The organism is Rouxiella sp. S1S-2, from assembly GCF_009208105.1.
In the GTDB taxonomy this organism is placed as follows: Bacteria; Pseudomonadota; Gammaproteobacteria; order Enterobacterales; family Enterobacteriaceae; genus Rouxiella.
Genome location: NZ_WFKL01000001.1, coordinates 2,366,517 through 2,392,747 on the forward strand (window position 1 = coordinate 2,366,517; position 26,231 = coordinate 2,392,747).

The 26,231-nt window shown below is 51.5% G+C and carries 26 protein-coding genes; 5 read left to right on the plus strand and 21 right to left on the minus strand.

Annotated elements, in window-relative coordinates:
• Positions 1 to 129 precede the first annotated feature (129 nt).
• The 3 genes from GA565_RS11225 (at position 130) to GA565_RS11235 (ending at position 2,487) form a co-directional block, all read left to right on the plus strand.
• Positions 130 to 1,215: a lytic transglycosylase domain-containing protein gene (locus GA565_RS11225; protein ID WP_152198518.1), complete on the plus strand. Its 1,086-nt coding sequence runs from the start codon at positions 130 to 132 to the stop codon at positions 1,213 to 1,215.
• A 40-nt stretch (positions 1,216 to 1,255) separates the two neighbouring features.
• Positions 1,256 to 1,933, plus strand: a complete 678-nt coding sequence (locus tag GA565_RS11230) for a fumarylacetoacetate hydrolase family protein (RefSeq protein WP_152198519.1) — start codon at positions 1,256 to 1,258, stop codon at positions 1,931 to 1,933.
• A 104-nt stretch (positions 1,934 to 2,037) separates the two neighbouring features.
• The gene (locus tag GA565_RS11235; protein WP_152198520.1) at positions 2,038 to 2,487 is read left to right on the plus strand and encodes a YcgN family cysteine cluster protein; all 450 of its coding nucleotides are present in this window, start codon (positions 2,038 to 2,040) and stop codon (positions 2,485 to 2,487) included.
• Between the two features lie 107 nt (positions 2,488 to 2,594).
• On the opposite strand, the gene iraP is transcribed toward GA565_RS11235, so the two are convergent.
• Positions 2,595 to 2,945: an anti-adapter protein IraP gene (gene iraP / locus GA565_RS11240; RefSeq protein WP_152198521.1), complete on the minus strand. Its 351-nt coding sequence runs from the start codon at positions 2,943 to 2,945 to the stop codon at positions 2,595 to 2,597.
• 333 nt (positions 2,946 to 3,278) lie between these two features.
• Here iraP and GA565_RS11245 point away from each other — a divergent pair, with 333 nt between their 5' ends.
• Complete coding sequence (locus GA565_RS11245) at positions 3,279 to 3,566, plus strand: DUF2622 domain-containing protein (protein ID WP_152198522.1); 288 nt, start codon at positions 3,279 to 3,281, stop codon at positions 3,564 to 3,566.
• Between the two features lie 120 nt (positions 3,567 to 3,686).
• Here GA565_RS11245 and GA565_RS11250 read toward each other — a convergent pair whose 3' ends face one another.
• From GA565_RS11250 to dsbB, 6 genes are all read right to left on the minus strand, one after another.
• Positions 3,687 to 3,878: a hypothetical protein gene (locus GA565_RS11250; protein ID WP_152198523.1), complete on the minus strand. Its 192-nt coding sequence runs from the start codon at positions 3,876 to 3,878 to the stop codon at positions 3,687 to 3,689.
• 180 nt (positions 3,879 to 4,058) lie between these two features.
• Entirely contained in the window at positions 4,059 to 4,202 is a 144-nt protein-coding gene (locus GA565_RS24625) for a hypothetical protein (RefSeq protein WP_193311897.1), read from the minus strand.
• Between the two features lie 361 nt (positions 4,203 to 4,563).
• Positions 4,564 to 5,454, minus strand: a complete 891-nt coding sequence (locus tag GA565_RS11255; RefSeq protein ID WP_152198524.1) for a LysR family transcriptional regulator — start codon at positions 5,452 to 5,454, stop codon at positions 4,564 to 4,566.
• Positions 5,455 to 5,514: 60 nt separating this feature from the next.
• Positions 5,515 to 5,868: a hypothetical protein gene (locus tag GA565_RS11260; protein WP_152198525.1), complete on the minus strand. Its 354-nt coding sequence runs from the start codon at positions 5,866 to 5,868 to the stop codon at positions 5,515 to 5,517.
• Between the two features lie 37 nt (positions 5,869 to 5,905).
• Complete coding sequence (locus GA565_RS11265; RefSeq protein WP_152198526.1) at positions 5,906 to 6,691, minus strand: MipA/OmpV family protein; 786 nt, start codon at positions 6,689 to 6,691, stop codon at positions 5,906 to 5,908.
• A gap of 296 nt (positions 6,692 to 6,987) precedes the next feature.
• Entirely contained in the window at positions 6,988 to 7,518 is a 531-nt protein-coding gene (dsbB, locus tag GA565_RS11270) for a disulfide bond formation protein DsbB (RefSeq protein ID WP_152201437.1), read from the minus strand.
• 339 nt (positions 7,519 to 7,857) lie between these two features.
• Between dsbB and fadR the strand changes: the two genes are divergently transcribed.
• Entirely contained in the window at positions 7,858 to 8,577 is a 720-nt protein-coding gene (gene fadR / locus GA565_RS11275; RefSeq protein WP_152198527.1) for a fatty acid metabolism transcriptional regulator FadR, read from the plus strand.
• 72 nt (positions 8,578 to 8,649) lie between these two features.
• Here the strand turns inward: fadR and GA565_RS11280 are convergent, their stop codons facing one another.
• The 14 genes from GA565_RS11280 to tagF form a co-directional block, all read right to left on the minus strand.
• Positions 8,650 to 10,185 carry a SpoVR family protein gene (locus tag GA565_RS11280; protein ID WP_152198528.1) on the minus strand — a complete coding sequence of 512 codons (1,536 nt, stop codon included), beginning with the start codon at positions 10,183 to 10,185 and terminating at the stop codon, positions 8,650 to 8,652.
• A gap of 348 nt (positions 10,186 to 10,533) precedes the next feature.
• Entirely contained in the window at positions 10,534 to 12,054 is a 1,521-nt protein-coding gene (locus GA565_RS11285; RefSeq protein ID WP_152198529.1) for a serine/threonine-protein kinase, read from the minus strand.
• Positions 12,055 to 12,077: 23 nt separating this feature from the next.
• Complete coding sequence (gene tssH, locus GA565_RS11290; RefSeq protein ID WP_152198530.1) at positions 12,078 to 14,696, minus strand: type VI secretion system ATPase TssH; 2,619 nt, start codon at positions 14,694 to 14,696, stop codon at positions 12,078 to 12,080.
• A gap of 8 nt (positions 14,697 to 14,704) precedes the next feature.
• Positions 14,705 to 15,769, minus strand: coding sequence for a type VI secretion system baseplate subunit TssG (tssG, locus tag GA565_RS11295; RefSeq protein ID WP_152198531.1), 1,065 nt, complete (start codon positions 15,767 to 15,769; stop codon positions 14,705 to 14,707).
• Positions 15,766 to 17,640 carry a type VI secretion system baseplate subunit TssF gene (gene tssF, locus GA565_RS11300; protein ID WP_152198532.1) on the minus strand — a complete coding sequence of 625 codons (1,875 nt, stop codon included), beginning with the start codon at positions 17,638 to 17,640 and terminating at the stop codon, positions 15,766 to 15,768. Before tssF ends, tssG begins: the two co-directional genes overlap by 4 nt.
• 2 nt (positions 17,641 to 17,642) lie before the next feature.
• A complete protein-coding gene (gene tssE, locus GA565_RS11305; protein WP_152198533.1) occupies positions 17,643 to 18,215 on the minus strand; it encodes a type VI secretion system baseplate subunit TssE in 573 nt (190 codons plus the stop codon).
• A 58-nt stretch (positions 18,216 to 18,273) separates the two neighbouring features.
• The gene (locus tag GA565_RS11310) at positions 18,274 to 19,203 is read right to left on the minus strand and encodes a type VI secretion system-associated protein (RefSeq protein ID WP_152198534.1); all 930 of its coding nucleotides are present in this window, start codon (positions 19,201 to 19,203) and stop codon (positions 18,274 to 18,276) included.
• Positions 19,204 to 19,215: 12 nt separating this feature from the next.
• Complete coding sequence (locus GA565_RS11315; protein WP_152198535.1) at positions 19,216 to 19,995, minus strand: PP2C family serine/threonine-protein phosphatase; 780 nt, start codon at positions 19,993 to 19,995, stop codon at positions 19,216 to 19,218.
• A complete protein-coding gene (tagH, locus tag GA565_RS11320) occupies positions 19,995 to 21,680 on the minus strand; it encodes a type VI secretion system-associated FHA domain protein TagH (protein ID WP_152198536.1) in 1,686 nt (561 codons plus the stop codon). The genes GA565_RS11315 and tagH overlap by 1 nt, the downstream gene beginning before the upstream one ends.
• A 78-nt stretch (positions 21,681 to 21,758) precedes the next feature.
• Complete coding sequence (locus GA565_RS11325; protein WP_055771301.1) at positions 21,759 to 22,241, minus strand: type VI secretion system tube protein Hcp; 483 nt, start codon at positions 22,239 to 22,241, stop codon at positions 21,759 to 21,761.
• 75 nt (positions 22,242 to 22,316) lie between these two features.
• Entirely contained in the window at positions 22,317 to 23,822 is a 1,506-nt protein-coding gene (tssC, locus tag GA565_RS11330; RefSeq protein WP_152198537.1) for a type VI secretion system contractile sheath large subunit, read from the minus strand.
• A complete protein-coding gene (gene tssB, locus GA565_RS11335) occupies positions 23,815 to 24,375 on the minus strand; it encodes a type VI secretion system contractile sheath small subunit (RefSeq protein WP_152198538.1) in 561 nt (186 codons plus the stop codon). The genes tssC and tssB overlap by 8 nt, the downstream gene beginning before the upstream one ends.
• Positions 24,376 to 24,432: 57 nt before the next feature.
• A complete protein-coding gene (gene tssA / locus GA565_RS11340) occupies positions 24,433 to 25,455 on the minus strand; it encodes a type VI secretion system protein TssA (protein WP_152198539.1) in 1,023 nt (340 codons plus the stop codon).
• A gap of 35 nt (positions 25,456 to 25,490) precedes the next feature.
• Entirely contained in the window at positions 25,491 to 26,213 is a 723-nt protein-coding gene (gene tagF, locus GA565_RS11345) for a type VI secretion system-associated protein TagF (RefSeq protein WP_152198540.1), read from the minus strand.
• Positions 26,214 to 26,231 lie beyond the last annotated feature (18 nt).

Genomic DNA, 26,231 nt, shown 5'->3' on the forward strand with positions numbered 1-26,231 from the left:
AAGTCTGACATTTCCCGCCTTTTATGAAAATGAGAGGCGGGCAGCTTGCATTCATTCTCGCGCTGCTGCAGGTTAAACTTTATGTGGAACAGAGTTCGCCGAAAGGTTCGCCATAAAAGGAAGCACGCGATGAGAATGTCGATAATTACCCTGGCGATGGGCGCCGTCATGTTGAGCAGCTGTGCCAACGATAAAAACCACGCCGCGACGGTAGCTTCACCCGCCGCGCCTTCATCCACCGCCGCGCCGGTTACCCCTAAAGCTGGGCAAACGACCCTGGCAGAAGAGGGCCGAAACCCCGCAGAGTTTCCTGCCTATGTTGAACAATTAAAACAAAAAGCCAGGCAGCAGGGAATAAGCCAGCCAACAATAGACAGCGCCTTTGCCAACGTACATTTTATTGACAGGGCAATCAGTTCAGATAAGAACCAGCTTGAAAACAAAATTACCCTCGACGACTACCTTCGTCGGGTGCTTCCTGCGGCTAAAATTACTCAAGGTCAGGCCCTTTATCAGCAAAACACCGCCTCTTTGCAGCGCGCCAGCGGTCACTATGGCGTTCAACCGCAGTATATCGTTGCGCTGTGGGGTATGGAGAGCGGTTATGGAAAGATACAGGGAAAGGATGATGTATTTTCAGCGCTCGCCACCTTGGCCTTTGAGGGGCGTCGAGAAGCCTTTTTCACCAATGAGTTAATCGCGGCGCTGACTATTGTTGATAAGGGTAAGGCGACCAGCGAAATGATGAAGGGATCGTGGGCCGGTGCCATGGGCCAATCGCAGTTTATGCCGAGTTCGTACCTCAGATACGGTGCTGACGGTGACGGTGACGGTAAAATTGATATCTGGAACAACACTGACGATGTGTTTGCCTCAACCGCCAATTATCTTGCCAGCGAGGGGTGGAAAAACAATCAGGAGTGGGGGCAGGAGATAAAACTCCCTGCAGGATTTGATACTGCTTTGCTGGGCCTTAAAAACGAACAGATGCGCAGCGTGAGCGACTGGCAGCAAAAAGGCATTACCTCGGCCGATGGCAAACCTTTACCTGCTTCTGTGATGCGTGCCTGGGTTATTACCCCCGATTCGGATCAGGGCAGGGCATTTCTGGTTTACGATAACTTTAGGACCATCATGCATTGGAACCGTTCGTATTACTTCGCTATCAGCGTAGGCATGATGGCCGATGATATCGCCGGTGCCAGCGCTCAATAAGTGTCGCTTTCCATTAACACTGCGTGAAAGGGAGAGTCTTATGTATCAGCATCGTGATTGGCAGGGTGCACTTCTGGAATTACCCGTCAGTAAAGTTGTTTGCGTCGGTAACAACTACGCCGAGCATATTAAAGAAATGGCTGGTCGCCGTCATAAAAACGGTGATGATGAATCTGCCGAACCTCTGGTCTTTATTAAACCTGAAACCGCGCTTTGCGACATTCTTCAACCGATTGCAGTGCCTAAGGAATTAGGTGCGGTGCATCATGAGATTGAGCTGGCGGTGTTGATAGGCTCTCCGCTGAAACAGGCCACTGAGGCGAGAGTGGCTGAGGCGATAGCAGGTTATGGGATTGCGCTCGATTTAACGCTGAGAGAACTACAGGCCGGGTTTATCAAGCAAGGACAGCCGTGGGAAAGAGCCAAGGGCTTTGACGGTTCCTGTCCCATGTCGGGTTTTATCTCTGTAGCTGAACTTGGCGATGCGCAGCAGGCCGAACTACAGTTAAGTGTCAACGGCGAGGTGCGTCAGCAGGGCAACACGCGGGATATGTTGACCCCGATTTTGCCATTGATCGCCTTTATGAGTCGTTTTTTTACGCTGCGTGCGGGCGATATTGTTATTACTGGCACGCCTCAGGGCGTAGGGCCGCTGGTCGCCGGTGACAGTATTGAGGTGTCGCTTAACGGCAGAAAGCTCAATACCCGCGTAATTTAACCGCCGGGCCTGCGCCGATTCAGCCAGCTAAGTGCACTTTGCTTGCATCTGGCGCCCAAAGCGTCTATATAGTCAGCCTCATTTTATTTTAACCGGATGCCACTATGACCCAACTCGCTTTTTGGCAGCAAAAGACGCTGCCTGAAATGACTGACGACGAATGGGAAGCTTTGTGCGACGGTTGTGGGCAATGCTGTTTACATAAGTTAATTGATGAAGACACGGACGAGATTTACTTCACCAACGTTGCCTGCAACCAGTTGAACATCAAGTCTTGCCAGTGTCGCAATTACGAAAATCGCTTCAACCTTGAAGAGGACTGCATCAAACTTACCCGTGAGAACCTCACCAAGTTTGACTGGCTGCCGCCAACCTGCGCCTACCGTTTAATCGGTGAAGGGAAAGATCTGCTGCCGTGGCATCCTTTGCTACATAAAGCCTCAAAATCGGCCATGCATACCGCCCGTATTTCTGTACGCAATATCGCCGTACGTGAAGATGACGTGGTTGACTGGCAGGACCATATACTTAATAAGCCGCAGTGGACTAAGTAAGGTGCTGATTATTAAAACTAAATGCCCTAGCCAATCCTTGGCTAAGGCACAGACGGGGCACTCGACGTTCAGGGAGAAAATTTTCTTTTGTTCCTAAAGACTGTCGATTAGATCGGGGCCTTGATTTCTTCGTCTGGCGGCGACAAGAAGTCATCAATCACTTCTTGGCTGATTTCATCGTCGGCATTTTCAATAAGAGATGTCATTTCAAGCAACTCCTGGAATTTTGAGAGCAATAATTCTGCATCTGATTTTATTAAATCATCAGAGGATGCAAGGACTGAATTTATTGCTTTCGATACACTACCGATCATTTCTGAGGCGCCACCCTCTTTGCCTATGGTCAACATCAGCGCACTGATGATGAGGGACTGAGCTTCTACCTGCGCGGTAAGTTGTTTAGATTCAGCATCCATTCTGGATATTTTTGCCAACATGTGAATAATAACGTTCCTCATAACACCCCCTTTAGAACAATAGGTTATTCAATGACTAACCACCGTTTCGCCAATTCTGTAAATGGCTAAAATGTGATTTATTTATTGTGATTTACTTATGGTCAAAATCTACTATGCATGAAAAAGTCTCGGCTGAGGTAGTGGAGCATCACAGTGAACGAATAATTTCTGGCAATTTATTTTGAACAACTGTTAATGGGATGAATAGTATGTTGATACATAGGACTTTTTGCCTCAGGGGCGGACATCGGAGAGGCAAAATTTGCAAGTTTGTTCACATCAACGGCAGAAGCTGCTATTTTGATTGCTCCTTGAGCAAGTCGGAATACTCTTATGGCGAGATTTACAGTCAGGGTGGAGCTGAGGGATCCTCACGAGTCGGATTATCTTGAACTTCACAAAATAATGGAGCTTAAAGGTTTTTCCAGAACGCTCACAACCAATACTTCCGGTGTCGTCTATCAACTTCCTGTCGGTGAATATGCCTATGAAAGCGAGACGATGGATAATGTGGCCGTTGGCAAGCTGGTGGAAGCTATTGCAGAAAAAATAAGACCTAATCCGATGATATTGGTGACTCAGTCTGCCGGTCGGTATGTATTAAATTTAACGCGAATATAAAATATCTCTCGAAGTAAATTGTCTATTTTTTGCATGAAATTATTAATAATACCCTAATAAAAAACCCACTTGTCGGTGGGTTTTTGTATTTTGATATAGAACAAGTCGAGAGAGAATGGGTTAAAAACCGACTCGAAAAGGTTTTTTTGCCTTTTTAGCCGCGTCGATCGGATCTTCGTTTTTTAGCCACTCATCGTATCGCTGATAGGACTCAATAAATTTCACAAAATAGCTTACGTCATTCATCGGTTCGGTACTGCTGTCCATATATTTAGACGCCAGTTTAAATGCATCTTCGTTATCAAATTTCATCGTTGGCCCCTTTAATCATAATAAGATTAAAATACAATCATTCGGTGCATTTATGCAACAATTAGTTCTTGTCATTTCTTGGCATCTGATGAGCGGGTAGGAGTGTTAATATACCCTGTCACCCGAGTCAGCTAGGGGTATATTAAAATTTATTAACGTTTTCAGATCAAATTTTTCAGATCAATAATAGTAACGGCCTGGACCATTATGGTAATAGCCGCCGTGATACCCACCGTGGTCATGGTGATAGCCACCGGGGAATATGCAGCCGCTGAGTGAGGCAATGAGCGCCAGAACTGCAAAAAACTTAAAAGTATTTTTCATGGTTTACCTCCAATATTCAATAATGAAAGTATCCAATAATGCTAAATATTTACTATCAACTTTATCCTAAAATTTTTTCGTTTAGAAAGAAGGTAAAATTTTAGGTCAAAAAGATGTAAAAAAGCCCACCATAAGGTGGGCATAAAGAATATCCAAGATTTACACACATATGCTACGTAATAGCATTCTTTACACTATCACTCTGGGGCCGCTGCAGTTGTTTGAAATGCGTAATTTTTCCCTATAAACTTTACGCTATTTGTTACAAGATATATTTTATTGCGCTTGTCTTTATTGCAGCTGCATTACTGGCCATTCCAGGATGCAAAAAGTTATCGATTAAATTTCCCCAACCTGTTGACTAACCGTGACGCAGCGCCTCAATAAGTAATGAAAATACATGGGTATGCTGTTTTCGACTGGGATAGTAAAGATGATAACCCGTAAACTCCTGGCACCAGTCATCCAGAACCTGAATAAGTGTACCGGATTTTAACTGTTCCTGAACCACGTCTTCTGGAACGCAGGTTAATCCAAAACCTGATTCCGCTGCGTTTATTCTTTCTTGAAGATGATTGAAAGTAAGTTGTCCAGACACTTTGACTTTACGCTCAACGCCGTCTTTCTCAAACTCCCAAACATAAACACTGCCGAGCGACGGAAGACTGAGGTTGATGCACTTATGCTGCTGTAAATCCTGCGGAATAACCGGTACGGGGTACTCTTTAAAATACGCCGGCGATCCCACGACAATCATACGAAAGTCGGGGCCTATTTTTACCGCAATCATATCTTGCTGTAATCTTTCCCCAAGCCGCACGCCTGCATCAAAACGGCCGTCTACGATATCGGTAAAGGCATTATCGACAATCAGCTCAACGTTTATCTGCGGATATTTGGCGAGGAATGGCTTAAGTTTTGGCCAAAGAATGGCTCTTGTTGCATGCTCACCAGCAGAAAGGCGAATATTTCCGGCCGCTATTCCATTGAGTCGGGTAATTACCTCAAGTTCATATTCCAAATCGGCCAGCCTCGGTTGAAGGCTGGCAATCAGTTTTTCACCGGCTTCCGTTGGCGCAACGTTACGGGTGGTACGGGTGAGGAGTCGCAAATTTAGCCGAGCCTCAAGCCCATTCATGGCGTGACTCAGCGCCGATTGAGAGACCCCAAGCTTGCCTGCAGCTTTGGTGAAGCTTCTCTCACGCGCTACCACGAGAAACGACATAAGGTCGTTTAAGTTTTCCTTTAACACATCGCGCCTCTGTTCCGGATTATTTGATTTTGTTTAACTGTTTCCACGTTTGAAAAACCGCTATCTGAGCTCGGAGCCACTCGCGCTTTTTACCTTAGCGCCAGGGCAGGCGGTTAAAATAACCTGTATTTTGCTTTGCGAGATTTTGTGGAGTTTTTTTACACTGTTCTTTCCCGGATTGCACTCTTGCTTGCTATTGGGCAAGTAAAATTTTCCAGAAGGCGTAGGGGAGGTGCCGCCAGGACAACCCGGCATACCTGGTCTACCGTTGACACCGGGGGTGCCGTTTCCACCGTTAGCACCCGAAGATACGCCGCCTTTACCTCCGGCACCGCCATTACCTGCATAAGTTAATGGAACAGTCAGGGTGATAAACACTGCACAAATCATCATCTTGAGACGTATATGGGACATATATTCTCCTGTTTATGCCACTCATTAAAGCAGAAAATCAGAAGCCGTACAGCACGGCCAGACTCACTAATGTCTGATTGGCGCGAAAGACGATCGGACTCTCTTTTGCGTGGTCTCCCAACCAGATGTAATCAGCACTGACGGCGGTACTCCAGCGTGGCGTAAATTGATGGCTCCAGCTCACGTTATTGTCAAATCCGTAAAATCCGCCCGAAGTTTGATAGGTAGCATAGCCAGAATGAAGGCTTTGCGGGTGATTCACGCCATAAAAGGTATTCATATAGCGGCTGTCGCCAAACAACGCGGTTCCCTGAATAGCAACGGTATCGATATTATTCTGGAAGGGAACCAAGGTTGCCGACGTTTGATACTGCACGCCCTGCGAGTCGCTCACGGGAAGGGTTGCTTTTCCCTCAAACGACAGCCAGGGCGTCGCCATCCAGCCAACGGCGACGGCGGTATTGACGGCACCCCTGATATTGCCCATGCCTTTTAATTCATTTGAACCGTCACGCCAGCCTGAATTTCTGTCAGAACGACCAAAACTGTACCCAAGGGTATGTTCAAGATAAAGGCCGTTTTCGCTTTGCAGGTCGTAACCGAGCCCTTTTAATGAATCAAAGAAAAAGGCGTTATCGCGTGCCTGAACAACGGGCATAACCTGCCAGTGCCGGTTGTCGGAACCGCTGTAGCGAGGGGCGTTTTCACTGCCTATCCCCACAGTTAAACTCTCTTGAGGAGTGCTGCCTGTATCACCCCATGCGCCAGTGGCGATCCCGGTCAGTGAAAAACAGGTCATATACAGCAGCTTTCTGGCAATCATACTTACTCCTCGGCACGCAACATTCATTAAATTGAACGAAAAAACGGCAGTGTTTGAATCGCTCTGTATGATGAGCCAGTATCAGTAAACTGTCAGTGTCTAATCAGGAAATAGTAAGGAAAAATTGTGTCACTTTTGCAGCGTGTAATCTTTAGAGACACTTGAGGGCGATGCCGAGTGACATGTGATACGCAGGTGAATCATCTACAGCGTTATGTGGGAGGAGATTAAACACTATGCTGACAAAAGAAAAAGGCCTCTCGGTTGAGAAGCCTTTTGTCGTCCACGCTTAAAACCTAGCGGCCAAACAGGTCGCGGCGTTTGGTTTTTACAAACTGTGCGATAACCACTAAAACGGCAACCAGCATGAAGAAAGCGAAGACGCCAACCAGCCACTGAGGCATGCTCAGAGTAAACAGGGTCCAGCTTCTTTCTGCGCAATCACCGGTCGCAACAAACACGCTTGGCAGCCATTTATCCAGCGGTAACCAGCTTGGAAAACGAGCGGCAAAATCGCAGGTTGCGAACGGAGAAGGGTGCAGCTGAATCATGGTGTGCTGCCATGCGAGGCGAATTCCCTCCCACGCGCTGTATAGCCAGATAACAATGGCGCCGTAGCGCAACCAGGTTGCAGGCGCAACAGCCCCGACCAGGCCAGCACCCATGATGCCAAACAGTGCGCAGCGTTCGTAAATGCACATTACACAGGGTTTTAACAACATAACGTGTTGGAAATAGAGCGCAACCATCTCGAGGACAAAAGCGGTCAATGCCATCAAGAGCCAAGCACCGCGCCCCTGCGAGCAGCGGTTAAGATATTGCAACATAGGTTTATTTTCCATGCAGTAAGTCATCGACAGGCAGTGTAAACCAAATCAACCTGTCTGCCAGCGGATATAAGAGAATTTCACAAAAAAAAGCACCTTAAATCGGCGTCTTGCGACCCTTAGTACTCTCTATTCCATACCGTCAACAACGCTTAAACATCCTTGAAATAATTCAAATGTATCTCATTAATTTAAAATACAAAAATTTGCAAACTCATGCACATTTTCAACATAAGTACTCAAGGGACGCTATAACCTAAGATTTTCATCTGGTATGATGAGATGAATTATAACTTGTGAAAAAGCAGCTTATCGAGGCTGTAACGGAAAGCCAAAAATATGGTTATCAAGGCACAAAGTCCTGCCGGTTTTGCAGAAGAATATATTATTGAAAGTATTTGGAATAGTCGATTTCCACCAGGATCGATTCTGCCAGCGGAAAGAGAGCTTTCCGAACTGATTGGCGTAACCCGCACGACACTGCGTGAGGTTTTACAGCGTCTGGCACGCGACGGATGGTTAACCATCCAGCACGGTAAACCGACAAAAGTGAACAACTTTTGGGAAACGTCTGGCCTTAGTATTCTAGAAACGCTTGCGCGTCTTGATCATGAGAGCGTCCCGCAGCTTATCGAAAATCTGTTGTCAGTGCGAACCAACATTGCCACTATCTTTATCCGCAAAGCGATGCGCTCCAATCCGGAAGAAACGCAAAAAGTATTGGCCAAGGCTTCCATCACCGCCGACACCTCCGAGGCTTATACCGAGCTAGATTACGGTATTTATCGCGGTTTGGCCTTTGCATCAGGAAACCCCATTTACGGTCTGATTATTAACGGACTGCGTGGATTATACACCCGCGTTGGACGTTACTATTTCTCCAACCCTGAAGCGCGCAAATTGGCGCTGACCTTCTATCTGAAATTGTCTTCTATTTGTGAAGAAAAACAGTATGACCAAATAGTTGACTGCGTTCGCGGTTACGGGAGAGACAGCGGTGCTATCTGGCACAATATGCAGGTGAGTATGCCGAAAGACCTGACCGACCAGCGTCGCTAATCGACGCGTTGGTGAATGAGGAAAAATGAAAAGGGCGCTGATGCGCCCTTTTTTAATGAGAGTTAAATAGAATTAAAGCGCAGAAGGGCGCGGAGGACAGCGGTCGAGCATTTCGACGCTTCCGTCTTCGTTAAGCTGCTCCATGTAGACGTCAAATCCCCACAGGCGATGAATGTGTTTCATCACTTCGCGGCGACTCTTGTCGAGCGGTGCGCGATCCTGCGGTATGTAGCGCAGCGTCAGTGAGCGGTCACCGCGTAAATCGACGTTCCATACCTGAATATTCGGCTCGTGGTTGCTGAGGTTGTACTGTGCCGAAAGCTCCTGGCGTATCGCTCGATAGCCTTCTTCATTGTGAATCGATGAGATCTCGAGATAATTATTATGGTCGTCGTCCAGCACCGTGAACAAACGAAAATCACGCATTACTTTAGGTGATAGAAACTGGCTGATAAAGCTTTCGTCTTTAAAGTCACGCATTGCAAAATGCAGCGTCTCAAGCCAGTCCGAACCAGCAATATCAGGGAACCAATATTTGTCCTCTTCGGTAGGCGACTCACAGATGCGTTTTAAATCCTGGAACATGGCAAAGCCCAGTGCATAAGGGTTTATACCGCTGTAATACGGGCTATTGTATGGCGGTTGGAATACCACGTTGGTATGGCTATGCAAAAACTCCAGAATAAAGCGGTCGCTCACTTTTCCTTCATCATACAAATGGTTCAGAATAGTGTAGTGCCAGAAGGTTGCCCAACCTTCGTTCATCACCTGAGTTTGTTTTTGCGGATAAAAATACTGGCTGATTTTGCGTACAATGCGCAAAATTTCGCGCTGCCACGGTTCCAGAAGCGGCGCATTTTTTTCCATAAAGTACAGCAAGTTTTCCTGCGGTTCTGAAGGGAATCGGCGAACCTGCTCTGGCGCATCCTCTTTGTCGCGGCGAGGCAAAGTCTTCCACAGCGTATTCACCTGGCTCTGCAGATAAGCTTCTCGGCTCTCCTGACGGGCTTTTTCTTCGGTAAGCGAAATTTTTTGCGGACGTTTATAGCGATCCACACCGTAATTCATCAGTGCGTGGCAGGAGTCGAGCAGGCGTTCCACTTCCTCTACGCCGTAGCGCTCTTCGCATTGACTAATGTAGCGGCGGGCAAAAATCAGGTAATCCACAATCGAACTGGCATCAGTCCAGCTGCGGAACAGGTAGTTATTTTTGAAAAACGAGTTGTGTCCATAGCAAGCATGCGCCATCACCAATGCCTGCATAGTGATGGTGTTCTCTTCCATCAGATAGGCGATACAAGGATTGGAGTTGATCACAATCTCGTAGGCCAGACCCTGCTGGCCGTGCTTATAGCGCTGCTCGGTTTCGATAAACTTTTTACCGAAAGACCAGTGTGCATAGTTGATAGGCATGCCAACGCTGGAATAAGCATCCATCATTTGTTCTGAGGTGATTATCTCGATTTGATGCGGGTATGTCTCCAGCCGATAGCTTTTGGCCACCCGATCAATTTCTTCAAGATAAACCTGGAGTAACTCAAACGTCCAGTCTGGTCCGTCACTTAAACGTTTGTCTTCAGTTTTGTGTTCCTGGGTCTTTGTCGTCATCAGCGCACCCTCAGTCAGTTACGGACGCAACCTATGTTTTAAAAATATGCATCCACTGTTAATCGTAGTTCAATCATGGATCATGTGTAGGGCGTTGAGCATATTTTTAATCATTTTCATTACGTTAAGGATTTTACAGTTTTAGCGGAGGCAGAATCGGGCCAATTTCCTCATGCCCTCTGCTTTTTAAAGCCTCCCAAATCCGCTCATTTTCCGTGTGACTTTCAGCGTCCATCTATCGACCATACACTTTAACGCGCATTGTGTAATCAGCTTGCCCTATTTGTTTTGCGATAAAAACAACGTTTCCATAGGGGCTAGACTCCAGCAAGCATGGATGTGATGCTGTTATTGGATACTGGCAAGAAACCAGGTTCCAGGCTTATCGATGGTCAAGCTCTGAGGATACTGCTTGCCCTGCCGTTCAACGCTAAGCTTATGCTCTCCTGCAGGCAATGCGAGTTTAACCTGCCCATTTTCACCGCGTAAAACGTCCTGCTTGTTGCCGTCCAGCGTCAACACGTCGTCGGCGTTTAAGAGTAAATAGACGTTGGCGATCGCTGTAATGGGGGCAGCCGATGCCGCCGGTGATACCGTTGCTGATACACTTTGCGTTGGCAGTTTAGCAGTAGCAGGCGATGCCGCCGGCGCCTCGGGAACCCTAGGCGTCTCAGCCACAGGCTGGGCGTTTGAAGCCTGAGCGACTAACTTTTCAGGTGGCGAATTTTTATCAGAGGCACCACGATGCCACAGCAGTGTGGTAATCAAAATCACTGCCAGTGCAGCAACGGGAGCCGTTAATTTCCAGTGAATACCACGCCTCGCCAAGGTTGAAGAGGCAGGTTCTGTATGATGTATTGCGAAATTGACCGCCAGTGTTGGCATCGGTTCTGCGGATGTAACGACGATGGCGGGCGGCAATGAGTCAGCGTCTGTAGTGTGCAGGGTATCGAGCACGTCACGTGCGGTGGCAATCGGCAGCGTCATTAAATTTGCTAATTCATCTACCGACTGCGGCCGATCGGCAGGTGCCAACGCCAGTGCCTTATCAATGGCCGACAGCAGGTTGAGTGAATAGCCTTTAAGCTGGCGCTCAGCCAGCGGCAACAGAGTATCCTCGATGCTGCGCACCACGCTGACCGGCGGTGCCTCACCCACAATCAGCGTATAAAGTACGGCGCCCAGCGCATAAATATCCGTCCACGGACCTTGTTCACCATCGCCGTCGTCAGTGTATTGTTCAATCGGCGCATAGCCGGGTTTAAGCATGATTTCTGTTTCATCCGACAGGTTGCCAATCTCCTTACGCGCCGATCCAAAGTCCAGCAGAACGGGAAGTGCATTTTCCTGAATCTGGATATTATCCAGGGAGATATCGCGATGAAGATAGCCTGCGTTGTGCAGCGTTTTTAACGCGCTGAACAGCGGCGGCAGCAGTTGGCGAATAAAATCTTCATTGATGATTTGTGGTGTTTTTTGCTGCAATAGCTTTAGCGTTTGACCGCTGTAAAGCAGGGTCGCCATATAGGCCGTCCCGTTGTTTTGCCAAAATCGCAGCACGTGCAGCAGGCAAGGGTGATTGAAGTTGGCCAGCAGCCTGGCTTCCTGAATAAAGCTGTTGAGACCGGCGTGGAAAATTTTTGCAAAACGCTCGCTGCGCAAGCCAAGGCTCATGTCCTCATTGCGCACTGCCATGGAACCGGGCATGAACTCCTTTATGGCAATCATGCGTTCGAGCTGGCTGTCCCACACTCGATAAACAATGCCGAAGCCACCGCCGCCGATCACCTCTTTGATTTCAAATTCGTTAAATTGATATCCGACCGGCAGGGCCGCAAGTGTCGTTAGATTATTCTGAAGTCCCGACATGAGTTAACTCCGTGATGCAGGCATTAGGCGTTGAATTGGTATTGAAAGTCGTTTTGTTGATAACTGACTTCAAGCTGCTGATAGCGCTGACTTTCACCGGTGGCGGAGAGCAGCAACTGGCTGATTTGTGGCAGCAGTGTTTGCGTGAGGATCGCATCCACCATGCGTCCACCGGACTCGTTTTCCGTGCAGCGGCGCACGACCTGTTCCGCCACCGATGGCGTAAAGTGCGCGGTAATACCGTGGTTTTCGAGCAGGCGGCGTTGAATACGCGCCAGCTGAAGGTTAACGATACTGGCCAGCATCTCGTCGCTCAGCGGGTAATACGGCACGATTAACAGTCGCCCGAGCAGCGCAGCGGGAAAAATTTCCAGCAAAGGCTTGCGAAGCAAACTCACCAAGGCTTCGGGCTGCGGCAACTGAGCAGGGTTGGCGCAGGTGCTCTGAATCAGCTCGGTGCCCACGTTCGAGGTGAGAATAATCACCGTGTTGCGAAAATCAATGCGTCGTCCTTCGCCGTCCTCCATCCAGCCTTTGTCAAACACCTGGAAAAATATCTCGTGCACGTCGGGGTGCGCTTTTTCAATCTCATCGAGCAGCACAACGCTGTAGGGCCGACGGCGAACAGCTTCGGTCAGTACGCCGCCTTCACCGTAGCCGACATAACCCGGAGGCGCGCCTTTCAATGTTGATACGGTATGCGCCTCCTGAAACTCACTCATGTTGATGGTAATCACGTTTTGTTCACCGCCGTACAGGCTTTCGGCCAGCGCCAGCGCACTTTCCGTTTTACCGACGCCCGACGGACCACACAGCATAAACACACCTACCGGCTTGTTAGGGTCGTCAAGCTGCGCCCGGGAAGTGCGAATGCGCCGCGCGATGGCATCCAGTGCGTGCTGCTGGCCGACCACGCGCTTGTTCAGCGTATCGGCGAGCTGTAAGACGGCATTGATTTCATTTTTAACCATTCGTCCCAGCGGAATACCGGTCCAATCGGAGACGACTGCGGCCACCACGCTGGCATCAACCGCCGGATAAATCAGCGGTGATTCACCCTGCAATCCGAGCAACTGATGCTGTATTTCGCGAAGGTCTTCACGTAGTGCTGCAGCTTCTTCATTTTGTGTTTCACCAAGCTGCTGGCGTTTTTGACTGATTTCCCGGGTCAGGGCCAACTCTTGCTGCCAGCGGGCGTCGAGCGTTTTCTGCAACTGCTGTTGTTCATCAAGCAGTTTGCTGATTGAATCCGCTCGCACGGGCTCGGCTAAACCGAGGCGAATTTCACGCGCGACGATGCCTTGTTCAATTTTTAGTGCCGCAATGCGGTGGCGGCAATCCTCAAGCTGCGGCGGGGGATTATGTTGGCTCACCGCCACGCGCGCGCAGGCAGTATCAAGCAGCGCCACGGCCTTATCCGGCAATTGCCGAGCGGGAATGTAGCGGTGCGACAGGCGCACGGCGGCCTCAACGGCTTCATCGAGCAGCAGTACCTGATGATGTTCCTCAAGTGATGCGGCAATATTGCGCAGCATCAGCCGTGCTTTCTCTTCACTCGGCTCAGCGACCTGAATCACCTGAAAACGACGGGTCAATGCAGGGTCTTTCTCGATATATTTTTTATACTCGGACCAGGTGGTTGCCCCCACCGTACGAAGCTGGCCGCGCGCCAGGGCCGGTTTGAGCAGATTGGCAGCGTCGCCGGTTCCCTGTTGGCCGCCTGCGCCAATAAGCTGGTGGATCTCGTCGATAAACAGCACCACCGGCGTCGGGCTAGACTGAACCTCATTAATCACTGCCTGCAGACGTGCCTCAAACTCGCCTTTCATCCCCGCACCGGCCTGCAGCATGCCGATGTCCAACAGCCACAGCTGCACGTCGCGCAGGGCGGGCGGGACTTCACCTGAGGCTATTCTTAGCGCCAGACCTTCCGCGACCGCTGTTTTCCCCACGCCGGCCTCACCGGTCAGCAACGGGTTATTTTGCCGACGGCGCATCAAAATATCGATAATCTGGCGGATCTCTTCATCGCGCCCGGCCACGGGATCAATTTTCCCTTCGCGTGCGGCGTAGGTCAGGTCCTGACCATATTTTTCCAGCGTTTTTCCCGAGCCTATTTCTGCTTTCGACGGCTCAGCATTCGCCGACGAGGGCGAAAGTTTTGATTCATCACTGCGGGCAAAAATAAGCTCGAACTGGCTGAGCAGGTCGTCGGCACTCAAGCGGTCGAATTGGGAAGAAATCGAGGTTAAGACGCTGCGCAGGCTAAACGTTTTTACGATGCCGAGCAGCAGCACGCCGCCGCGGATTTTATCGGAAGAGAACTTCAGTGAGCAGTAGACCCAGGCGCGTTCTACCGCATTGTCGATGTGTTCTGAAATATCCGAAATGGCGCTCGCCCCACGCGGCAGGCGGTCGAGTGCCGCAGTAATATCACGTGCCAATGCCGCCTCATCCAAGTCAAAATGACCCATGGCAGCCTGTAAATCACCGTTGGGCTGTTGCATCAGTTGATGCAGCCAGTGTGCCAACTCCACGTAGGGATTGCCGCGAAGTTTACAGAAGGCGGCGGCACTCTCTAGCGTGGAGAACAGCGGCGCGTTGAGTTTGTTAAACAGGGCGGAACGACTGATTTCAGACATGATTTTCCTTAATAAGATTCGGTACTAAACACTAATTCACCGCGATCTAACGCCTGCGGCTGCTCGCCCAGCCAACTGCTGTAGCCCAGCCGCTGACCGGCTCCGATGCGCACGCCCGCGACGTCTTGCTGTCGCAAAATAAGCCGCAGTTCCCAGACATATTCTATGCCGAGGTATTGCCGCACCCAGTCGCGAAGCTGTTTTGCCAGCGGCCTGTCAGGAAGGAACTGCTCATAGCTGGCGAGCCGCAACGGGCCTAACTCGATGCGAAATTTATGCTGAATGTCGCGCACCGCCACGCCCAAAAACATGCTCTGACCCAGACGTGGCATTGCACGTCCGCCGCGCAGCTGCGCCTGTTCCTTATTACCGACATGCATCCACTGTGGCACGTTGGCGACTATCCGGACCGCGACCTTGAAATAAAACGCGAGAATTTTCTCCAGCCCTTCGGGGTCATGGCGCTGACGCGTCAGATGCCCGGCGACAGCAAAAGGGGCATGTTCGTTAATGCTGTCGCGATTTTGCTGTGCCGGTAATCCTCGACCTGTCAGGCTGGCCAGATAGTGATTGAAACGTCGGTTATCTTCGCGGTCGAGCGACACCGTAGGCTGCGCGTCTGCCCAGGCCCGATAGAAAAGCAGCGTTAGCCGGTGGTGAAAAATATCCAGAAAACGCGTCATGCTGTTGTCGCCATACTGACTGACACGCTGCTGGGCATATTCGGTAAGGTGCAGTGGCAGCGGGCCGTTGGGACCGAATAGGCCAAAGCTGTAGATGGAGATATCGTGCAGCGGTGACTCTTCACGGCGCTTAACGCTGGCGACCGTTGAGGGGGCAAAGGCCAGCGAAGGGGACTGCCCGATGCGCACGGGTTCATAGTGCGGATGCGGTGCCTGACCCAATAAATAACGCTGTCCCGCCTGCGCATCGAGGCGGCGCAGCAGCTGGAACAGGTCATAGTGATAGGGGGATGCCATCAGCGCCTGCCAGAAATCCTCCGACAAGCGGCCAATCACTCGAAATCGTGCGGTCTCGGGCGCCGTTTCTATTTCAATGTCGGTTTCGCTCATATCAACATCCTTTTGCCCATGCGCGGCGGCCAGTAGCCGATTTCACCTTTTTGCAGGCCGCTCAGCGTCATTTCGGTAAAGGCATTAATTGACACCATGCGGGCGAACAACTTTTCGAGCACGCTGCCCAGCAGCCAGGGACTCATACCGGAAAAAGATTGCTCATCGACGATCAGATTAATGGCCACGCCGCGGGCAAAAACGATCGGCCCCGGTTCGGGAACGCGGCGATAAACCGACTCGAGTTTGCAGTGGCGGATGCCGTCAATTTGCTTGCCAATGGCGGCTTCCGCGAGATTGGCATACAGGCCGAGCTGTTGGCGCAGCGCGGCGGCACCCTGCGCGGCATCAACGTCCATCAGGCTGAGGTAGTCGAGCTGAAGCTGGCTGATAAGTTTCCAGGAAATGGCGCCCTCGGCCAGCGCCGGACGAGGAGCAGTCGGGCCTTTGCGCATCACCACTTTTCGCACCGGTGCCGACGTGGGCAGGGTGAAATCGTCCTGTCCCTGCTGCATTAAAATCAGCGGTAGGTCGCGATTGGTGCAAAGCACATCGGCCATCAGGTATTTCAAATCGGGTGACCACGGCGACTGCTGCTCGTCAATCAGCGAAATAAATACTTCAGAGCCGATATAACCGGTACGTGTGCCGTAATTTCGCGCATTTTCTGACAGAGTGCGCTGTTCGCGACGTGCCGAGAAATAGGCGCCATAGTTGCGGTTATCTTCACTAAAAGTGTTCCAGAAAGGGCGGAATATCTGCTCTTTCTCCATAGCTTTTCCACTGCCGTAGAGCTTTTGAACCGAGTAAATCTCGTAGTCCAGCGGACTGGCGTTGTCGACCACCAAATGGTATTCGTTAGTGAGTTCATTGACATTAATGCGCTCGGCGCTGCGGCTAAACAGGTTAATCGCGGGCGTGCAGTACATCGCCAGATGGTTTTTATCCACTACGCGCTCCAACTCACTCTGGGCCTTATCGAGCAGGATCAAAATATCAAACTGCTGTTTTTCGCGGCTTGCAGCAATCAGCGGGCGCATGCCTGAAATACTGAAAAACATGAAACGGCTGGGGAAGGCAAAATACTCCTGCAGTAGCCGATAACCGCTGAAATTGCGTAAGTCGTCAGGCAACAGCGCCTGCCCAGAGTCGAATCCTTCCTGGCGCAGCGCATTGTCGGGCAGTAGTTGATAATTCCCCTCCGGTGACGGCGTTTGGCACACCACGCCTACGCTGTGCTGCATCAGCAGTTCAAGCAGGCCCAGTGCATGCCCGTCGGGTCCACTCAGGTGAAAATCGAGCTTGTCGAACGCCATCCGGCTAAGGGGAACGTCACCCTCGCTGTGCAATCGGATGCGCAGCGCGCTGACCGCACCGCGGCTTTGCAGCTCTGAAGAGGGCAGCGGCAAATCGGCCGGAATGCCGCCCAACTCTACGCTGTCTATTTTCAGCGGCAGCAGCGTAACGTCGTGCGCGGTCTGATATTTGCAGGTAATACCGCGGCGCTTCATGGTTTGATTTTCAATCATGGTGCCGCGAGGAAGGGTAAAGCCGCTGTTGATATTGCCTTTAGTCTTATCTGGTTGCAGTTCGATAATGGCCATCGACGGCGTGGGGGCCAGATAATTGGGGTAGATCATTTCCAGCAGTCGCTGGGAAAAACGCGGAAACTCGGCATCCATTTTCAACTGCACGCGAGAGGTCAAAAAGGCGAAGCCTTCCATTAACCGCTCAACGTAAGGGTCAGCGACCTCGATACCGCGCATGCCCAATCTTCCTGCTACTTTAGGATTTCGCTCGGCAAATTCGGCGCCCATTTCGCGCAGATACGTCAGCTCGCGGTTGTAATATTCAAGCAGTTTGCGATTCATAATTAGCCGATATCCTTAAGTTCAAAACGACCGATCTCCAAATCAATATCGGTACGAAACAGAAACTCCAGCGGCCACGGCACGCACCATAAATTACCCTTTATTTCAATCGACAGAATGTTATGCGTATCCAGTGATTTAGGGTCGGTAATGCATTTCACCTGCAAATCTCGCGCAATAATCCTGGGTTCAAAGTTGATGATGGCCTGCGTAAGGCGCTTCTGAATATCGTTCCATTCAATGTCTGACATACGTTTACCTGCCAGCGGGGCGACACCAAAATTGAGCACCGATGAGCGAACCTGATCAAAGGCATCGAGGCCGTGCTGCTGTTCATTGTTGACGCAGTTAAACAGCCATTGCAGGTCACGCAGCACCTGACGGCGAAGTTGACTGTGGGTGATGACGTTTTTAGCTGGGTTAAACTCGCGCTTTTCGGGTTCGTCGTCGGTCAGTCGGTCGAGCAGCGCCGGTTGCACCGTATCGCGGTGAGTCAAACGCGGATTATTTTCCCGCGTCTGGTAGCCCGCACGGTAAAGGTCATCGCCTTCCGGCATTAAAGAAGAGGGCTTCATAATTTCGGCTCCGGCAGAGGGGTTATCAGGCAGATTGGCTGAACGCGGAGTAAATGGATTATTTACCGTCAGCCTGAATGGCCTTAGCCAGCGTATCTGCGGCGGGATTGCGCCATTCAGGATGCAGTTTTTCGACGGTGACGGCGTTGAGCGGGATGCTCGTGCCGGTTAATCCCCACTGTTGACTCAGGGTTTTCAGCGACGGACTGTCTGTACCCGCCTGATGTAGAATGGCCATTTTCCCGTTGAATCGCCACGCACGGGCGGCGCTGTCGAAGGGCAGGATCAGCCAGCTGTTGTTGGCCGTTGCATTGGCGAGGATCAGCCGCTGATTATTGGCGCTGACCACTGACATCCCCTTTTTTTGCGCATCGGCGGGCAGGTCAAGCAGCGGATAGCCGCTAACGTACAGCAGCGCCTCGGCACTGCCGTTGAGCCATTTTTGCGCGTCACAGTGCAGCGTTTTTTGCCCGCTGGGGAAAAACTGTGCAGAGGATGCATTGCCCCAATAGGTTCGAAAATGACAGGCATCGGGCGTGTCGAAGACGCTGACCGGCGTAGCGTCGGCCGCCTGGGGAGACGGCAGGACAGCAGGTGTGGGGGCAGCGTTCTCAGGAGCCAAGGCGGGGGTTTTCGCTTGGTCGGCAACCACCTTCCAGCCATTTTTACTCAGTGCAGTACCTTTCTGCTGAAGCTGCCCTTTGGCATCCACAGCCTGCCAATGAAGGGTTATTAGCCTGCGACACTCTTTGTGCATCAATTCACCGACGGCGGGCAGAAAATCTTCTAGCGCGGCTGCATCAAACTTTTTTTGACTCACCACGCGCAGCGGCAGCGCAGGCGCGCACCAACTGCTGGCGAGCGGGCTTTTAACGTCGTCGAGGTAGGCCGCCTGTTTAGTGCCGGGCGACCAGGCAATGCGATAATCCTGCCCCCAGGCCGCAGAAGACAGCCCAAGCAGGCACAAGGGCCAAATCCATACTTTCATAATTTCTCTCGCCTATTTTTCAGGGGCGAACAAAATGCGCTGCGCGTCGCTCAGCGAATGCAACAGGGTCGTGTCTTGAGGATTGCCGACCCAAACGGCAACGGCGCTGAAATTGTCTTTTTTTTCAGAACGCTTGAGGATTTCAAGCATCAGTACCAGCCATTCTTGAGGCGAGTTGACCATGCGCAGGGTCTGTTCCATTTCGTCAGTGCTGAGGTCGTGCCAGAATCCATCGGTGCACAGCAAAAAAACGTCGCCATCCTCAAGGGCAAGCACATCGCTGTAGCTGGCTTCGCGCTGCTCGTGCATGCCCAGCGCAAAATAGAGCAGATTACTGTTAACGCCCTGCGTCTGATAACCGGCGTCTTTCATTTGCTGCACCAGACTGTGGTCGCGAGTGTGCTCCATCAGATACCCACGGCGAAAGGCATAAAGCCGGCTGTCACCGGCGTGGGCCCAATAGGACAGCCGATAATCGCGGTCAATAAACAGGCTAACCAACGTGGTGCCCATGTTTTTGAGCGCGTCATTTTGCCGCTGTGCATTAAGGATGGCCTGATTGGCGCGGCCAATATGCTGAGGAATATGCTGCGCATCAAGATGATCTTCGCCCTTGAAGTGGTTAACCAGCGTGTCACAGGCTATTTTTGCCGCCACGTCTCCACCAGGAATTCCGGCAATGCCGTCACACACGACGAAGCAGGCCGAACGATCGCCTACCACTTCGCCAATGCAGTCCTGATTACTGTCGCGAATGCCCTGATTAGTCGTTGATGCAAAAGTAATATTCATTATTTTCCCTGTTGGGTTTGCAGGTCTTTGTACTGGTCCACTTCAACGTCGTAGGCGTGCAGGAAGGCTTCCCCAAACAGGGTGTGAAAATCATCCTCAATTTCTCCCGACGTTTTTTGATAATTTTTAATGAAGTAGTCCCACAGCGCCGCTTTGCGCTTAGTCGACAGCGCAAGGCGCGGGAGTTGGCCCTCTTCCCGCGCCTTGGTTTCTAGCAGCTCCGGGTTGAACGACTGCAGCATGGCGGCAATAATCGCCCTGATACCGGCGATCATGCCAAGCTGGTGGGCCTGTAAATCAATCAGCGCGTCACGCACTGCCTGTTCTGGCTGCATAAAGCCCGGCATTTGCGTGCCAAACATCTGCATCAGCACCGTTTTTCCCGACGGCAGCAGTTTGAACGGGTTATTGGCTTCGTCGAGGATCATGGTCATTTCTGCTTTCACGCCGCGTTTAAGCATTGAGCGCGACGACAGCAGGGCCACTGTACCCTGTGAAAAAAGGCTGACCACTTGCCCCAGCAGACGCAGCTGATTCTCACCAAATTCCGGCTGGTTATGCATCTCGTTAAGGCCGATGCCCTCCAGCAAGCCCTGCAGCAGGTTGCCTTCCAGCATGGCATTGTCGTGACTATTTTGACGGGCGGGCTGGCGTTGATATGAAACCGGGTCGATGCTCATTCGACCGGCCGAAAGCGAGGGCTGCGGCGCGATTTTCTCTTCCGACGGAGAAGGTGGGGCTTCTGGTTGCAGCGAGGTGAGCGAAGCCTCGTCAATCGGTTCAACCGCCGCCGGTTGCGGTTTTATCTGCGCCGCTGGGGTAAATTCCGGCTCGTCGGGTGCGGCCTGAAAATGCTCCGGCGGCGTAAGCGGCTGGGCATTATCGACCATCAATCCAAACAGATCATTGTTTTCAGAAGAAGAGGGGGCGCCGCCGAACAGCGCCAGCGGGTCTATCTCCTGCTGTTGCGCGGGGTCGGATTTAGGCGGCAAAGCATCCTGCGCCAGCAGCGTGCTTGGCGTCGAATTTTTAAGAATATGTTCCTGCTCGAACGGGCTGTCGGCGGTAAACAAGCGCGTTGGGTCAGTCTCTCGTTTATTGAGCTGATGTAAACTGGCGGGATTGTGAATTTGAGAGAGAGGATCGACCGGATTCAGCTCTTCACGGGTCAATTCGGTCAGCGGATTATCCTTGTCTTTGCGCGCTTGGGCCGCGGCGTGTTCCTGCGTTTCAGCCGGTTTCGTAACGAAAAATTCGTCGGCCAGGCTGTCCCATATCTCACCGGGGATCGCGGTTGCCGTGCCAGATGACAGGTTTGACGGCATCGCACTGGCGGGTTTTACAGGCTCGGCGTGCAGCGCCGTATTCTGCTGTAACGAGGAAACGGCAATGACATAGTCGCCAATGCCGAGCTGGTCTCCGTCCTGCAGTTCAACCTGACGGCCACGTTCCAGCGGAATACCGTTGAACTCGACGTTAATCACGTTGCCACGGTTGGTCAGGCGGCATTCACCCTCTGCAGAAATGTGCACCAACGCCTGCAAACGTGAAATGGCCCGATTTTCATCAGGTAAGGTGAAATTATTGTCCTCGCTGCGCCCAATCGTGCCGCCGGGTGGGGCAAAGTCGCAGCTGGTTTGTGGTGGCTGAACGCCATTTTTACTTTTTACGAGAGTAAATCGCATAGTCGCAACCTGAGGCAGTGGAACAACACAGCCTTCTCCCGCTTTTTGAGCGGGGGAAGGCCAGGATGGAGGGGGTAATTAAGAACCGGTGTTCTGTTTGATGTCCCAGGTGAATTCGGTTGATGCACCTTGACCACCGGTGTCCAGCTGTACCCAGTACTCGCTCTTGACCGACGCGGCCTGGAAGGAGTAGTTAATGCCGACCGTGTCGTCAGTGTGGGCACCGATATATTGGACGGCTGTCACCAGAACCTGGGTCAAAACAATTTGGGTATATTCCACCTGATTGCCCCCCGCTTTGCAGACGGAAAGGGTAATGGTGGGAATATGTTCGCCGTTGGCACAGTATTTCATCAGGCTTGGCGTGGCTTTGTCGATCAACGCATTGACGTGCAGGTCGTTGAAGTAAACCTTACCGGCGCCGCCGCCGCCGCCGACGTTCATATTGTTGGGCTGGTTCGCTCCCCACGAGAAAGATAAAATATCGGACCATCCGGTGTGGTTTGAATCTTTTGATTCGCCCGTAACGCCGCTAACCTGCAAGAACATTGAAATAGCCATAATTGAAAAACTCCATCATTAAATGTGTAAACGACTAATAAAGAAGGGGGGCAAGAAAGTGAAAACAATGAAACGTTATGCCTGCTTTTGTTTAAGCGAGGGCAGTTTTGATACCAGGCGTAGTGAAACCGTCAGCCCTTCGAGCTGATAGTGCGGACGCAGGAAGAATTTAGCCGAGTAGTAACCCGGATTATCTTCAATCTCTTCGACCTGGATTTGTGCATCGGCCAGTGGCTTACGCGATTTAGTTTGCTGCGATGAGTTTGCCGGATCACCGTCCACGTAGTGAACGATCCACTCATTTAACCAGCGCTCCATGTCCTGACGCTCGTGGAAAGAACCAATTTTGTCGCGCACGATGCATTTCAAATAGTGTGCGAAGCGGCAGCAGGCGAACAGGTAAGGCAGTCGAGCCGCCAGTTGAGCGTTGGCGCTGGCATCTGCGTCGTAATATTCCTCCGGCTTTTGCAGCGACTGTGCACCGATGAAGGCGGCAAAGTCTGAGTTTTTGCGGTGAATCAGCGGAATAAAACCATTTTTCGCCAACTCGGCTTCACGGCGATCGCTGATGGCGATTTCAGTCGGACACTTCATGTCTACACCGCCGTCGTCGCTTGGAAACACGTGGCAGGGAAGATTCTCAACCGAGCCGCCGGACTCCACGCCGCGAATCGAGGTACACCAGCCAAACTCTTTAAAGGAGCGATTGATGTTGGCGCCCATGGCGTAGGCCGAGTTGGCCCAGGTGTAATTTTTATGCGTGGCCCCTTCGGTGTCTTCTTCAAAGTCAAAACTGTCGACCGGATTGGTGCGAATTCCGTAAGGCAGACGGGAGAGAAAACGCGGCATCACCAGGCCGAGATAACGCGTATCCTCGGTTTCGCGCAGCGTTCGCCACGCCGCATATTCGGTATTCTGGAATATTTTGGTCAGGTCGCGCGGATTGGCCAACTCCTGCCAACTTTCCATTTGCAGCGCATTCGGCGACGCGCCTGCAATAAATGGACAGTGCGCCGCGGCGCTAATTTTGGCTATTTCACCCAGCATTTCGACATCCTGCGGGCTGTGGTCGAAGTAATAATCACCAATCAGACAGCCAAACGGCTCGCCGCCAAACTGGCCATACTCTTCTTCATACACTTTCTTAAACAACGGCCCCTGATCCCAGCCGATGCCTTTATGGCGTTTCAGATTGCGCCCCAGCTCTTTCTTGCTGATATTCATGACGCGAATCTTCAACATCTCATCGGTTTCAGTATTGTTGACCAAATAATGCAGGCCACGCCATGCGCCCTCGAGCTTCTGGAAAGACTCGTGGTGCATTATCTGATTCACCTGCTGAGAAAGCTTGAGGTCTATTTCAGCAATCAATGCCTGGATAGTGCGGTAAGCGTCGGTTGAAACCGGCACAGTGTTTTGCAGCGCCTGCTCGGCGAGCGTTTTTACCGCGTTTTCTATGGCATCACGGGCAGAATCTGTTTTGGGTTTGAACTCTTTATTCAGCAACGCACTGAATTCATCCTGCGAAAAACCCGCTTGTCGGGTTTGCTGCTCAAGGGATTGGGTTGATGAATTACTCATGATTTTTCTCCGTGCTGCTCTCTTCTTCTACGTTGTTTGCCGGTTTAGCGGCGGCGGTCAGCGATTTAAGCAGGGTGGGGTTTTTGAGGATTTCTGAAATCAACTCTTCAGCGCCGTTTTTGCCGTCCATATAGGAGAGCAGGTTTGACAGCTGGGTGCGGGCATCGAGCAGTTGGTCAAGAGGTTCAACGCGGCGAACGATAGCGTCGGGTGAAAAATCTTCCATACTGTTAAACGTGAGATCTACACCCAACATTCCTTTTCCCGTCAAGGTGTTATCCACGTGATAGGCGATGTGTGGCTGTAGGGACTTCATGCGCTCATCAAAGTTGTCGATATCGATTTCAAGAAACTTGCGCTCCTCAATCGGCATTTGGTCCTGTTGCGATTGGCCCACTAAGTCCGCCATCACGCCCATGACAAACGGGATCTGAATTTTGCGTTCGGATCCGTAAATCTCAACGTCATACTCTATCTGCACGCGCGGTGCACGATTACGGGCAATGAATTTCTGCCCGCTACGGGCTTTTTTTGTGCCGGGAAAATTGGCCATCGGGTATCTCCATCAAGTAAATGCACTGCGTTTTAAAATTTGTCTGCAAGGCTGAATTTAAGCGTCTGTACGACCCAACACCCCTTTCAGTTGATTGACGGCATCCGGTGCCAGTTCACGAATAATTTCCAGAAAATCGAGTTGTATAAGCCGCTCGACGCGTTCAAGCATCATCGGTGCCGGATGGCTGGGCTCGTAGTGACGAAAATACTGTTTAACCTTTTCCAGCATCAGCTGGGCGTCCTCTTTTGAGGTGAGCTGCACCTGTCGCCAGTCGGTTTCGGGCGCTTTTATTAGCGCAGCAGCCGTCGCAGGTTGCAGATTTTCAGCGCTTGATTGTTGGGCTGCATGCAGGTCCTGCGCCTCCTGCAGACTCTGGCGATAAGCTTGTAACAATGCCGAGAGGTTTCTAAAAAGTGCCGACAAATCAGGCATACCGCTTTCGCCAAAATGCTCGGTTACGTCGTGATGCAACTGATGCAAATGGCTGTCGATACTCAGCAGCAGTTGAACGGCGTCGTTTTCTCCCTCAGACAACTCCTGCTGAAGTCGAGCCAGGCCACCGGGGTAACTGGCGCACTCGCTTTTGCTGCCGTCAATCAGGGCAGTAGCGTCACGAAAACTTATTTCGCCGCTGGCGCTTTTGAACAATTTTGCCTGCCGCAGCGCCGCCATCAGCGACGATTGTTCGCTCAGGCTGGCCAGTGCGTTGATGCGCAGCAGCGGATCTGCTTCGCCGTCAAATTCCAGTTCCGGAAAGAGTTGCGGCCAATATTTTTCACTGACGCCGGTCACTAATCGCAGACCGGCATCAAACCCTTCAAGGCCATTGAGATGGGTCCATGCTTCAGTGAGGGGTAAAATTATTCGCAAATCCTTGGTTCTCATCAGCAGTGCCTGGCCCTGTTTTTCAACCAGACGCCAGTCCGCCGCCTCGGCGGGAATAATAGTTTTGCCGAACTGCTGCTCTGCCTTCCCTTCGCAGGACCGTTCAAAGGCCATAAATTCGGCGTCGTATTCCAGATTTTCCCCGCAGGGGTGCTCATCGCTGACGGGTGCCAGCAGGGGTTCGATATTCATCCACAGACCTGCCTGTAAACGTAAAGTGAGGGGCGTTATTCAAACATCGGCGGATATAGGCCGTTGTGCCCGGTGTGTCTGGCGTTTGCCGACTGAAACAGCAGAGAAAAAAGACGCGTGGTGAAATTACCGCTGTGAACGTGGGTAAACAGCGGGCTGCCGTCACTTTGATTCGTCCACCAAAAGCTGGTGTACTGCGACGGATTGAAATAGTCCTCAACCTGCGGCCAGTTGAGTGAGCTTGGGATATCGCGATAGCCAATAACGTCAAAAATATCCGAAAGCTCGCGGGTGTCGGGCTTTTCAAGCGGCAGCATGCGCAGCAATGACTGGTCAAGCTGGTCGGCAGTACTGCGCTGATTCACCGCTGCATTGAGCGTCATGCCCAGTTGGCGATACCACAGACCGGCGGTTCTGAGCTGCAGCGGATGCCACTCTTCCAGCGTCAGCAGATTCATGGCGCAGATGGGATACTGCCGGCCGACTCTGTCCTGCGCGGGCAGCAGGCATCCCATCTGAATGTACTGTCCGCCAAGCGTCGCCGGAACAATAAAATTCCACACCGGAGCCATCGCAAACTGAGTGACCGGTACGCCAGTGGCTGGCTGCTGTTTCTGCCAGGCTATGCCGGACTGAAACCAGTGTGACCAGCTGTTGACTAGCGCGTCCGGCAGGCGGCGACGCAAAAAGTCGCCGTTGCCGGGAAGTTTTCCATACCAGCCGGGCACGAGCCTGTCGGGTGAAGAAGGTTGCATCATCTTGTTTCCTTTCAGGCC